Raw genomic sequence first — 12,180 nt, forward strand, 5'->3', positions numbered from 1 at the left:
CAAATTAGTTCAGATGCCAAAAGGACGCGCTTTGATACGGATCAAGCTTTCTGAATATTTGGTAGAATTATGCGAGAAGCTGCAAAATAGACGGGTCGCTTGTGATCGCGACCCGAAAGATCAGTTGGTGCAGCGCGTCTCCGCGTCTTCAATCGCGGCGGTGAAGCCCAGCAGAGAGAACGTGTCCTTTGTTTGCGTCCCGCGTTCCGAGCGTGCGGTCAGCACAGCCTCGGTCCCGCGCTTCATGGCGGTGACGATCTTGGCATCGTCCTGAGCAGTCGCCGGCCAGGCCCACTCGCCCTCGGTAAACAGTTCGAATTCAGACCCGTCTACAACCAGGTTCACCGTGGAACCGGCCGCAAAAGGGTAGCCACCGGTAAAGGTCACTTGTCCTTTGACCTCGGCATTCGGACGATAGAAGACAAACAGCAAGATGTCGCTGCGGCGCACAGAAACGACACGTCCGCCCCGCGTATTCACGGTTTCCTTGGGGGCCGAAACGCTCCAGCATTCGGTAGGATCATCTTCGACAAAAACGCTCCAATCCGTTTTTGCCGCGACGCGGTTTGTACTTGTCCCCTGCTGTGCGATTGCAGTTGTGGCCATACCCGCCACACACAGACCCGCAAGCACGCGGGTAAGCATTGATCCCATTTGTCCAGCCTCCTAGCTCGACCTTCTACCTCATACCCATCGGAAAGCCATGCGAACCCTGCCAGTTCGTCTTGGAAACGTTGCGCATTCCGATGATTGTCGACATACACACACTAACGCAGGTTTCGCCACAGGCGAAAGGGCGATTGGCAGAATTTTGCGCATAAATCCGGAGGTCCAGATGACGCAGCCCATCCCGATGACAGAACTGTGGCGCGGCGATTTGTTGGAAAGCCTGCATCTGGGCCATGCAGTGGTCTGCGATGACACCGGGCAGATCGTGCAAAGCTGGGGCGATCCGAACGCAGTGATCTTTCCACGCTCCTCGGCCAAGATGATCCAGGCTTTGCCTGTGGTTACGTCTGGCGCTGCGGCCAAATACGGGCTGAACTCGGAACATCTTGCGCTGGCCTGCGCCTCGCATAACGGGGCCGCCATTCACACGGATCGCGTCTCAGTCTGGCTGGATCATCTGGGTCTCACCGAGCATGATCTGCGCTGCGGCCCGCAAGAGCCCGCCGACATCGCCGCGCGCGACCGGCTTATTCTGGCCGACGATACGCCGTGCCAGATCCACAACAATTGCTCGGGGAAACACTGCGGGTTTCTGACCCTGTCTCAGCATATGGGGGCCGGACCGGAATACCTTGAGATCGACCACCCTGTTCAACAGGCCTGCTTGTCTGCCATCGAGGAAACAACCGGCGAGACTAGCCCCGGGTACGGCATCGACGGATGCTCGGCCCCGAATTTCGCGACTTCGCTGGTTGGGCTTGCGCGCTCCATGGCGTGGTTTGCCTCGGCCGCTGATCGGTCAGACCGGTCGAGCGATGCGGCGCAGCAACTGACCGCCGCGATGATCAAGCACCCAGAGCTTGTCGCGGGCGAAACCCGCGCCTGCACAGAGTTGATGCGCGCAATGAATGGGCGCGCTGCGATCAAGACCGGGGCCGAAGCCGTCTTTGTCGCGATCCTGCCGGATAAACGCATGGGCGTTGCTCTGAAGATCACCGATGGCACCACCCGCGCCAGTGAATGCGCCATCGCGGCCATTCTGGTCAGCCTCGGGGTGTTGGAGGCTGATCACCCGGCCACGCGCAAATTCATGAATGCCACGCAATACAGCCGCCGAGGACTGGAATGCGGCGTGATCCGACCCGCGCCGGGCTTTCCGAACTAAGGCAGCTACATCTCGATTTCGTGGATTTCCGCCACTTCGACCGAGCCAGATCCGTTTATGACCATCGGGCAGCCTTTGGCCATCTCGGTTGCATCATCAATGCTATCGGCTTTGATCACCGTGAAGCCAGAGGCCGGGTTAGCCCCGCCATTGTCGACAACGCCGCCGTTGCTGACGGTATAGGATTGGCCTACCGGGTTTCCCGGGATATCCAAAGCCTCGCCCATGTTCTGAAACCATGCGCCCCACGCGGCCATGGTTGCCTCGATCTCTGCGGGGTCAGTTGGGGTGTGGCCCCCGTGATAAACAAATAGATATTGGGGCATTTCGGTCCTCCCTGAATGAAATCTATTGGCACTGCGCTTCGAGTTTGCGCAGCGAGGATGTCCAGCCTGTGTTGTGGTTCTCAGCTGCCTCGGCGTCCACGAGTTCACGGTGATCGATAACAAGTCGGGCACCGGTTTCGGTTGCCACTATTGAAAAAGTCACATGGCTTTCCTGCCCGCGTTGATCCTGGTCGTCATGCCAACCCCAAGTGAAGCCAACCGAGTTCGGTGGATTAACATGCGTGACATGCCCCGAAACCTTGAATTGCTGCCCATCGCTGTTTTCCATCACCGAAAACCATGGGCCGGTTCTTGAAAAATCCAGACTGTGATCCGGCACATGCATGCCTTCCGGCCCCCACAAATGCAGTAGTTTCGAGCCATCTGTCACCCAAACAAAAAGATCTTCTGGGCTGACGGGAAAGTCCCGCTCCAATTTCAGGTCGGCCATGAATTTTCCCTTTCCAAGATGTCACCCAAACGATCCAGACTGCTTTCCCAGAACTGCCGTTTCGAGATCGTCCACTCGGCAATCGCACGAAGGCCTTCGGAGTGGACGGAATACAGCCTCTGGGTGCCCAGCACGCGCTGTTGCACCAATCCGGCCTCTCGCAGCACCTTCAGGTGGCGCGAGATTGCGGCACCTGACATACCTTTGCCTTCGACCAGGTCTCCGGCGGGCAGTTCACCGCCTTCCATCAGTTGCTCGACGATGGCAAACCGCGTGCGGTCAGATAGTGCGGAAAAGGCTGCAATAAGATCGGTCATGATTCTTATTTAACACAATTGTTAAATAAAGGAAAGCCTACCTTTTTGTCGGCGCCAATCAGGAAAATTGGCCGAGCCCCTTCTTTTCGTGTATATGTGAAAAGGTTCATAGACCTGCTCCAAAGACACAAGTTACGGTGTTATGTGTGAGTTTAATAAGTTGTTTTATTTTAGGAGGCTTGAGATGCGCTTCGCGTCCACTTCATTGTTTATCGCCTGTACCCTTGTTGTTGCAGGCTGTGCATCCCCTTGGTCACAGACTGAGACTGTAACCCCTGCTGCAACCGCCCCTCAACCAACCCCTGCGGCGGCCGTAGCGACAACTCCCGCGCCTGCGCCCGCAACGACGGCGGCAGCAGCCCCCGCGGTGACCCCAACGGCCGTTTCATCGACAGCGCCTCAAAATGCGTATGACCGCGACGGCGGAGATGGTGGTGGCGGCGGCGGCGGTGGCGGCGGCGGTGGAGACGGTGGCGGCGGCGGTGGCGGCTGGGGCGGTTAAGCCGGAGACGACACCACATGCTTAAGCTTGGGTCTATAACTGGTCGGCGCCATTTACTAGCAGCTGCGTCTATCTTAACGATTTGCGCCAGCGGCCTCAGCGCGCAGTCCTCGTCGGCAACCAGCGCCAACAGCAGGGTTGCGATCGTCATCGGCAATCAGGACTACACGAGCGTTGGTGACCTGACCAATGCCAGAAAAGACGCCGAAGACATTGCGGATATGCTGCGAGACTTCGATTTCCAAGTCTTCGACGGCTATGACCTGACCAAACGCGAATTTGAAGAGCTGATCCGCACAGCGGTTCTGAACATCCCGGATTCCGCAGATGTTCTGTTCTACTATGCGGGTCACGGCATTCAGATCGGGCGGCGAAACTATTTGCTGCCCGTGGATGCCAAGTTTGAAAGCGTCTATGATGTGCCGCTGGCAACGATGACGCTGGATCGTGTGATTGACACCCTATCCGCCCGCAGCGCGGCCCATGTCGCCATTCTGGACTCGTGCAGGGACAATCCGTTTCAAGACCTCAGATTGGCGGCCGATCTGGACGCCAACCTTTTTGAGACCCGCGAAGGGTTCGACGTGTTCAAGACACCGCTGAACTCACTGGTGGCCTATTCCACCTCGCCCGGTGCGGTGGCCAGTGATGGCGAGATCGGCCACAACAGCCCGTATACGGCGGCCGTTCTGGAAACCGCCCAATCCTCTCCGTTTGAGAACATCCAACAGCTCTTTCCCGTCATTCGCGAGAGGGTTCACACCAAAACATCGGGGCAGCAGATCCCCTGGGAAAGCTCGACACTGGTGCGCCCGTTCTATCTGGCGCAGCAAAAGATCGAGGTTGAACCTGAGGCGCTGCAGGATGGCGCCCCCCAATCCCTATCGCTCAGCTATCAGTTTGATAAATCCGTCCCATTGTCCCAAAGCCTGAGCCAAGCGCTGGGAAGGGACATCGTAGATGTACGGGTGACGGAAACCCCTGACCGGGGTGCTGTCAACGCAAGCGAAACATCTCTGACCTATACGCCCGAGATCACGGACACACGTGCCGTTGACCTGCCCAAAAGCGATTTTGCCGATACATTTGCGGTCGAGGTCGTAACCGCTGATCAGACGCGACAGACGGTTGAGGTTTCTCTGGAATTAGGGATGAATGCCTGCGATCTCGAAGCGGGGGATGCGCTGGATCTTAATGGCGTTGGCGTGTTTCGCCTGCCGAATGAGCTGGATATCACCAAAGGTCTGGCCGCCTGTTCGCAAGCGGTCGAGGACTATCCGGAAAACGCGCGGTTCCAGTATCAACTGGGCCGTTTGCAACAAGCCGCAGGAAATGTGCCAGGCGCCTTTGAGAGTTTCACGACCGCTGTCGACGGCGGGCATATTCGCGCCAAATACGCTCTGGCAACTTTGTTGGATACACAGCGCATCGACCGCGCGGTCACCAAGACCCCTTATGACCCGGATAAAGCGCGCGCGCTGTTAGAAGAAGCCATCGCCCAGCAAGACCCCTATGCCATGCACCGGCTGGGCCAACAACTGCTGCGCAAAGGTGAAACGACCGAAGAGAAAAACCGCGGCTTTGAGCTGTTGGAACGCTCGGTCGAACTTGGACATACCTATTCAATGAATGAACTGGGCATGTACTTCCTGCGTGAAAACTCGGAACGCTATATCCCCGAGCGTGGGTTGCGATATCTGCGGGCGTCCGAGCTGCGGCAGGACATCTATGGATATGACAATCTGGCCTATGTCTCGCTGAATGGGCTGGGCGGCAATCCGGTCGATTTCAACAAAGCCGAATCCTACTTTCTGGCGGCAGCTCAGGGTGGGCATCCAACTGCTCCGGCCAGTATCGCCCGCATGATCCTGCGGGATCAGTTGAAAGGTCGGCCTCGCACCGAGGCTTTGGCCTGGTACGACACCTCGCTGGAACGCGGTGATGCCTGGGGCGGTGCGAACGGAGCATATATCATTCTGGACGGTCAGGTACCGGGCAAAGGCCCCGCTGATGCGGCACTGCGGGCGGCCAAAGCAGCGTTACTGCCCAATGAGGAACCTGCCGCGCAGGCTCAGTCGCAGCTGGACAGACTCTCGCGCGGGGATCTGGATCGGGCATTGCAACTGGCGCTGAATGAACTTGGGGAGAATGTCACCGTCGATGGCCAAGTCGGCCCGGCGACTTTGACTGCGCTCGAGAATATCAGCGCCAAGTTCGGTGTTCCGGTTCCCTATGCCGCCGCCGGCGATCCAAAGGCCCGGTTGTTGCTGGCCGCGCGTGTGTACTGGGCGCAGAATCCGGTGCGCTTTGACTTGTTCTAGACGCTGAAATCAGCCTTTCTAAAGCCTTGAATGTAAAGCAGGGCCGTCAGGTCTCCGTGATTGATCCGCACGTCGCACTCAGCCGCAACCGAGGGCTTCGCGTGCAGTGCAACGCCGGTTCCGGCCCGCCCCAGCATGCCCAGATCGTTAGCTCCGTCTCCAACTGCGATCACGTCGCCCTCGGAAAATCCAAGCGTTGCGGTGATCCGCTCGAGTGACTCCACCTTGGCCTGCCGCCCGAGGATCGGGCGCTGCACATCACCCGTCAGCTGCCCATTCTCGGTCAAAAGCGTGTTCGCCCGGTTCTCATCAAACCCCAACTGCGCGGCCACACGGGCTGTGAACGCCGTGAACCCACCCGAGACCAAGGCCGCATAGCCGCCAGCCGCGCGCATGGTCGCCACCAACTCGCGCCCGCCGGGCATGAGGGTGATCCGCGTGTTCAGAACGTGGTCAATGACCGCCTCGTCCAGCCCTTTCAACAAGCCAACCCGTTCGATCAGCGCGCCTTCGAAATCCAGCTCACCATTCATCGCGCGAGCGGTGATGTCCTTGACGCGCTCACCCACGCCCGCCTCATCCGCCAGCTCATCAATGCATTCCTGCTGGATCATGGTGCTGTCCATATCCGCCAGCAGCATTTTCTTGCGCCGCCCTTCGGACGCCTGAACGACCAGATCAACGCCCATCTCTTGCAGATCGGTCCAGACATCCCAGCGATTGTCTGGCATCTCGGGCAGCGTGAACTCGGCCGCCTCACCGGGGTTGAGCCACGTGACCTCACCCCCGCCCCACGCATTTCGCAACGCGTCCACCATCGGGACCTCAAGCGAGGGCGTGGCGGGATTTGTGAGCAAGGTGGCAACGTACATGGCAGGTCTCCGGCAATCTGCATAGCGCATATCGCAGGTGCAGCATTTTCGCCAGAGTTGGTTGGAAATATCTGGCAAACGGGGCTTTACGGTCCCGGTTTTCCCCGCCAGATTCAGCCCGCGACGCACGGAAAGGAACACTGAATGGCCAACCCGCTTTATGATCGTCTGTTTGGCATTCACGCCGGGAAAACCACTCCGTTCCTGCATCTGCCCGACGGTCAGGTTCTGAGCCACGCCGCCTTTCTCGACATGGCCGCGCGGCTGGCCAACGCGCTGACGGGGCTGGAGCTGGAGCCCGGAGACCGCGTCGCCGTTCAGGTCGAAAAATCGCCCGAGGCGCTTGCCCTCTACGCAGCATGCGCGCAGACCGGGCTTATCTTCTTGCCGCTCAACACCGCCTATACGACCACTGAGCTGCAGTATTTCATCGAAAACAGCGGCGCAAAGCTGGTAGTCTGCGATATCGCGAACGAGGCTGGCCTGAGCCCGATTGCCCAAGCGCAGAACGCCCATATTGCAACTCTGAACGCCGATGGCAGTGGCAGCCTGATGCGCCGGGCGCTGGGAATGCTGCCTGCGTATGAACCTGTTTCACGGTCCGAAGATGATCTGGCCGCGTTCCTTTATACCTCAGGCACCACGGGGCGGTCGAAAGGTGCGATGCTGACGCAGGCCAACCTGCTGTCCAATGCCGAAACGCTGGTGCAGCAATGGCGCTTCACCAAGGACGATGTGCTGCTGCATGCGCTGCCGATCTTTCACACCCATGGCCTGTTCGTTGCAACCAATGTGGTGCTGGCCTCAGGCGGGTCGATGATCTTTCTGCCCGAGTTCGATCTGGACAACATCCTGCGTCTGATGCCGGGTGCCACTTCGATGATGGGGGTGCCGACCTTCTACACCCGCCTGCTAGGCGATGACCGGTTTACCAGCGATCTGACGCGCCATATGCGGCTGTTCATTTCGGGCTCGGCGCCTCTGCTGGCAGAGACTCATGAGCTGTTCGAGGCCCGCACCGGGCATCGTATCCTCGAACGCTATGGCATGACCGAAACCAACATGAACACCTCAAACCCCTATGACGGCGAGCGCCGCGCCGGGACCGTCGGGTTCCCGCTGCCGGATGTCGAGCTGAAGGTTACGGACCCCGAAACGGGCGCGCCTCTGCCCCAAGGTGAGATCGGCATGATCGAGGTACGCGGTCCGAACGTCTTCAAAGGCTATTGGCAGATGCCCGAGAAAACCGAGGCCGAGCTGCGCGAGGACGGGTTCTTTATCACCGGCGATCTGGGCCGGGTGGACGAGGATGGCTATGTCCATATCGTCGGCCGCGGCAAAGACCTGATCATCTCGGGCGGCTACAACATCTACCCTAAGGAAATCGAGCTGTTGTTGGATGACCAACCCGGTGTTCTGGAAAGCGCGGTCATCGGTGTGCCGCATCCGGACTTTGGTGAAACGGTGCTGGGCATTCTGGTGCCTCAACCCGGACAGGTGCTTGATCTGGATGCCATTCTGGCGCGCGTTCAGGATCAGCTGGCCCGGTTCAAACATCCGCGCAAACTGATCGTTCTGGATGAACTACCCCGCAACACCATGGGCAAGGTGCAAAAGAACGCCCTGCGCGAGACCTATAAAGACAGCTTTACACAAGGCTGACCCGGCCCTTTTCAGTCAACTCCCAACAGGTGCGGCCTTCGAAGACAACGACACTGGCCGGGCGTCCATACCCCGCGCCGGTATCCAGATTCACACGGTTCCCGCAATACGTCACCCGGTCGACCGGAGTATGGCCATGGACGATCAACTTGGGATGGGGCTCGGTATGTTTCAAAAACTCCTGCCGAATCCAGACCAGATCGTTTTCGTCCTGCTGATCCAGCGCGATACCGGGGCGGATGCCCGCATGAACGAAAGCCAGATCGGGTGTCTGGTGCATCAAAACCAGCCCGCGCAGGAACGCACGATGATCCTCGGGCACGGCCTGCAACGCCATGGCGTGCAGATCCTCAAGCCGGGTTTGTCCCTCGAACACGATACCATAGCTGGCAAGTGTTTCGACCCCGCCCAGACGCTCATGCAGCCAGTGGTAACCGACCAGAAGATGCGGATCATGGCGGGGGAAATCCTCGAGGAACCATGCAAACATGCGGTCGTGATTTCCTAGTAAGGTAATCCAGTCCCGCCCTGCCGCGCATCCCGCGATCAAGCGGTCCAGAACGCCCCGGCTATCCGGTCCCCGGTCGGTATAGTCGCCCAGAAACACCACCTGAGCCTCAGGCCCGCCGTCGCGGTCGATCAATGAGAGGAGTCGGTCGAACTCGGCGCTCTGCCCGTGCAGGTCGCCAATGGCGTAAATCGGTTTGGTCATGAAAAGGTCTCGTCTGCTGTTACGGCAGTTTAGAGGCTAAAGCGTTGATAGCGCAATCAGGAACACCCGCGCCGGTCCTTGGCGCGGGTGTCAAATTGTCTGAAATGACAAAGGGTGCCAATCAGGCGACGTCGAACTCCAGCGGTTTGATCTGCGTGAACAAGCCCGTTTCCGCCAGCTTTGCGCGCGCCTCGGCTGGCACAGGTTCGTCCACATAGAGCAGCGCAATGGCCTCACCCCCCGCCTCAGACCGGCCGAGGGTAAAGTTCGCGATGTTGACGTCGTTCTCGCCCATGGTCTGACCCAGCGCACCGATGATGCCCGGCACATCCTCGTTGGTGGTGTAGAGCATATGCGCCCCGATCTCGGCGTCGATATTTATGCCTTTGATCTGGATGAAGCGCGGCTTGCCATCGCTGAACACTGTCCCACCGATCGAGCGTTCGCGCTTGGTGGTCACGACGGTGACCTTGATGTAGCCCTCAAACGCACCGGACTTGTCCTGATTGGTGGTCGAGATCTTGATGCCACGCTCTTTGGCGACAACCGGCGCCGAGACCATGTTCACCTCGGGATTGAACTTCTTCATGATCCCCGCAACGACGGCGCAGTTCAGAGCAGCCAGGTTCATTTCAGCCGCGACACCGTCATAGAGAATGTTGATCGCCTGCACCGGCTCATCGGTCATCTGGCCGATGAAGCTGCCAAGATGGCCCGCCAGTTTGATCCACGGCCCCATGACCTTAGCCTCTTCAGCGGTGACGCTGGGCATGTTCAACGCATTTTCCACCGCACCGGTCAGCAGATAGTTCGAGATCTGCTCCGCCACCTGTAGCGCCACGTTCTCCTGCGCCTCGGTCGTTGCCGCGCCAAGGTGAGGCGTGCAGACCACGTTGGGCAGGTTGAACAGAGCGTTTTCTTTCGCCGGCTCTTCGCTGAACACGTCAAACGCCGCGCCGGCAACATGGCCCGATTGCAGTGCCTCGGCCAGCGCGTCTTCGTCGACCAGACCACCGCGGGCACAGTTGATGATCCGCACGCCCTTCTTGGTCTTCGCAAGGTTTTCTCGGCTCAGGATATTGCGGGTCTGATCGGTCAGCGGAACATGCAGAGTGATAAAGTCAGCGCGGGCCAGCAGCTCGTCCAGCTCGACCTTTTCAACACCCATCTGCGCGGCTTTCTCTTCACCCAGATAGGGGTCATAGGCCACAACCTTCATCTTCAGGCCAAGCGCGCGCTCACACACGATACCGCCGATATTGCCCGCCCCGATCACGCCGAGGGTTTTGTTGGTCAGCTCAATCCCCATGAACTTGGACTTTTCCCATTTACCCGCATGGGTCGAGGTGCTGGCTTCGGGGATTTGCCGCGCCACGGCGAACATCATCGCAATCGCATGCTCGGCGGTGGTGATCATGTTGCCGAAGGGCGTGTTCATCACGATCACACCCTTTTTCGAGGCCGCATCCTTGTCGATATTGTCGGTCCCGATCCCGGCACGACCGATCACTTTCAGTTTGTCGGCCTTCTCCAGAATGGTCGGTGTGACCTTGGTGGCCGAACGAATGGCAAGGCCGTCATACTGACCGATCACCTCGGCCAGTTTGTCTTTGTCCTTGCCCAGATCGGGCATGAAATCCACGTCGATGCCGCGATCGCGGAAGATTTGCACGGCGGTTTCGCTGAGCTTGTCAGATACGAGTACTTTGGGGGCCATATTCTCTGGTCCTTGAATTGTATGGAAGGTCCGGGCCTGGGGCGGCCCGGTGAAAAGTCAGGCAGCCTCAGACTGTGCCGCGATCTCGGCCTCGAAGGCCCAAGCCAGCCAAGGCAGCATCGCTTCGATATCCGAGGTCTCAACCGTGCCACCGCACCAGATCCGCAGGCCTGCAGGCGCGTCACGATAGGCGCCGATGTCCAAGGCGATATTCTCGGCCTCAAGCCGTTTGGCCACGGCTTTCGCGAATGCTGCACCGTCCTGAATGCGCCCATCCGTGAATTTCAGGCAGACCGAGGTGTTCGATTGCGTCGCCGCATCTTCGGCCAGATTGGCGATCCAATCGTTTTGGTCGCAGAAGGCGTGAACCGCACCGGCATTGGCATCAGCACGGGCGATCAGCCCCTGCAACCCACCAACTGAGCGCGCCCAATCCAGCGCAAACAGGTAATCCTCAACCGCTAGCATCGAGGGCGTGTTGATCGTAGCCCCGGTAAAGATACTGTCGATTAATTTGCCACCTTTGGTCAGGCGGAAAATCTTGGGAAGCGGCCATGCGGGCGTGTAGCTCTCCAATCTCTCAACGGCATGGGGCGAAAGGATCAGCATCCCGTGGGCCGCTTCTCCGCCCAGCACTTTCTGCCAGCTGAAGGTGGTCACATCCAGCTTGTCCCAGGGCAGGTCCATCGCAAACGCGGCCGAGGTCGCATCACAGATCGTCAGACCCCGACGGTCATCGGCGATCCAGTCGCCATTGGGCACCCGAACGCCCGAGGTTGTGCCGTTCCACGTAAACACCACGTCATTGGCAAAATCGACCGAAGCAAGATCGACGATCCGCCCGTAATCTGCGGTCTTTACCTCAGCGTCGATCTTCAGCTGCTTGACCACGTCAGTCACCCAGCCCGCGCCGAAGCTCTCCCACGCCAGCATCTCAACCTTGCGCTCACCCAGCAGCGACCAAAGCGCCATCTCAACCGCGCCGGTGTCCGACGCGGGAACAATACCGATCTTGTAGTCCGCTGGAATGCCCAACACCTCACGCGTGCCTTCGATGGCCGCTTTCAGCTTGTCCTTGCCAACGGCCGCGCGGTGCGAACGACCCAGCGCGGCATCAGCCAATTTGGACAGATCAAATGTGGGGGGTTTGGCACAGGGGCCTGAGGAAAAACGCGGATTCGCCGGCCGCGTGACCGGTTGTTCTTTTGTCATCTGTATTACCCTTCCAGATACACGCCCCTCGTTGGGGAGGGGTGTCCCACGGACAGAGCTATGGGGGCTTTGCAGATGCAGCAAGCGGAAAAGACGCTATTGCGACAGAAAACGACATGCCTGAGGCGTACAAATCAGAACGCAGGTTTCCGATAAGCGAAAACCCCGCCGATTTTTCGGCGGGGGTTTGTAGTTTTATTCTGCGGCTTCTTCGTATGCTTCCATTGGTGGGCATGTGCAGACGAGGTTTCGGT

At 58.9% G+C, this 12,180-nt stretch carries 12 protein-coding genes; 4 read left to right on the plus strand and 8 right to left on the minus strand.

Translation table 11 applies throughout. The features are described 5' to 3' along the window. Nucleotides 1–120: 120 nt before the first annotated feature. On the minus strand, nt 121–654 hold the full coding sequence (locus ACRZ95_RS21190) for an invasion associated locus B family protein (RefSeq protein WP_170376002.1): 534 nt from the start codon (nt 652–654) through the stop codon (nt 121–123). Between the two features lie 181 nt (nt 655–835). Here ACRZ95_RS21190 and ACRZ95_RS21195 point away from each other — a divergent pair, with 181 nt between their 5' ends. Beyond that, entirely contained in the window at nt 836–1,834 is a 999-nt protein-coding gene (locus ACRZ95_RS21195) for an asparaginase (protein ID WP_170637815.1), read from the plus strand. Nucleotides 1,835–1,839: 5 nt separating this feature from the next. Here ACRZ95_RS21195 and ACRZ95_RS21200 read toward each other — a convergent pair whose 3' ends face one another. Genes ACRZ95_RS21200 through ACRZ95_RS21210 form a run of 3 tightly spaced genes read right to left on the minus strand, consistent with a single transcriptional unit; the run spans nt 1,840 to nt 2,928 of the window. Next, the gene (locus ACRZ95_RS21200; RefSeq protein ID WP_170637813.1) at nt 1,840–2,160 is read right to left on the minus strand and encodes a YciI family protein; all 321 of its coding nucleotides are present in this window, start codon (nt 2,158–2,160) and stop codon (nt 1,840–1,842) included. Nucleotides 2,161–2,182: 22 nt separating this feature from the next. After that, complete coding sequence (locus ACRZ95_RS21205; protein WP_480555528.1) at nt 2,183–2,611, minus strand: SRPBCC family protein; 429 nt, start codon at nt 2,609–2,611, stop codon at nt 2,183–2,185. Further along, the gene (locus ACRZ95_RS21210) at nt 2,599–2,928 is read right to left on the minus strand and encodes a metalloregulator ArsR/SmtB family transcription factor (protein ID WP_170680953.1); all 330 of its coding nucleotides are present in this window, start codon (nt 2,926–2,928) and stop codon (nt 2,599–2,601) included. Before ACRZ95_RS21210 ends, ACRZ95_RS21205 begins: the two co-directional genes overlap by 13 nt. A 184-nt stretch (nt 2,929–3,112) precedes the next feature. Between ACRZ95_RS21210 and ACRZ95_RS21215 the strand changes: the two genes are divergently transcribed. Both ACRZ95_RS21215 and ACRZ95_RS21220 read left to right on the plus strand, forming a co-directional pair. After that, the gene (locus ACRZ95_RS21215) at nt 3,113–3,430 is read left to right on the plus strand and encodes a hypothetical protein (protein WP_170680951.1); all 318 of its coding nucleotides are present in this window, start codon (nt 3,113–3,115) and stop codon (nt 3,428–3,430) included. 17 nt (nt 3,431–3,447) lie between these two features. Next, nucleotides 3,448–5,751 (plus strand): caspase family protein, encoded by a 2,304-nt coding sequence (locus tag ACRZ95_RS21220; protein WP_170680949.1) that lies wholly within the window; start codon nt 3,448–3,450, stop codon nt 5,749–5,751. Here ACRZ95_RS21220 and serB read toward each other — a convergent pair. Beyond that, nucleotides 5,748–6,623 (minus strand): phosphoserine phosphatase SerB, encoded by an 876-nt coding sequence (serB, locus tag ACRZ95_RS21225; RefSeq protein WP_170680947.1) that lies wholly within the window; start codon nt 6,621–6,623, stop codon nt 5,748–5,750. The two genes, ACRZ95_RS21220 and serB, sit on opposite strands and share 4 nt — an antisense overlap. A gap of 144 nt (nt 6,624–6,767) precedes the next feature. On the opposite strand from serB, the gene ACRZ95_RS21230 reads away from it, so the two are divergent. Beyond that, on the plus strand, nt 6,768–8,285 hold the full coding sequence (locus ACRZ95_RS21230) for a malonate--CoA ligase (protein ID WP_170680945.1): 1,518 nt from the start codon (nt 6,768–6,770) through the stop codon (nt 8,283–8,285). Here ACRZ95_RS21230 and ACRZ95_RS21235 read toward each other — a convergent pair. The 3 genes from ACRZ95_RS21235 to ACRZ95_RS21245 form a co-directional block, all read right to left on the minus strand. Beyond that, complete coding sequence (locus ACRZ95_RS21235) at nt 8,272–8,997, minus strand: metallophosphoesterase family protein (RefSeq protein WP_170680943.1); 726 nt, start codon at nt 8,995–8,997, stop codon at nt 8,272–8,274. The genes ACRZ95_RS21230 and ACRZ95_RS21235 overlap by 14 nt on opposite strands. Before the next feature lie 121 nt (nt 8,998–9,118). After that, nucleotides 9,119–10,714, minus strand: a complete 1,596-nt coding sequence (serA, locus tag ACRZ95_RS21240) for a phosphoglycerate dehydrogenase (RefSeq protein WP_170482243.1) — start codon at nt 10,712–10,714, stop codon at nt 9,119–9,121. Between the two features lie 57 nt (nt 10,715–10,771). Next, on the minus strand, nt 10,772–11,926 hold the full coding sequence (locus tag ACRZ95_RS21245) for a phosphoserine transaminase (RefSeq protein ID WP_170680941.1): 1,155 nt from the start codon (nt 11,924–11,926) through the stop codon (nt 10,772–10,774). Between the last annotated feature and the right edge of the window lie 254 nt (nt 11,927–12,180).

It is taken from the genome of Ruegeria sp. AI3 (genome assembly GCF_056541245.1).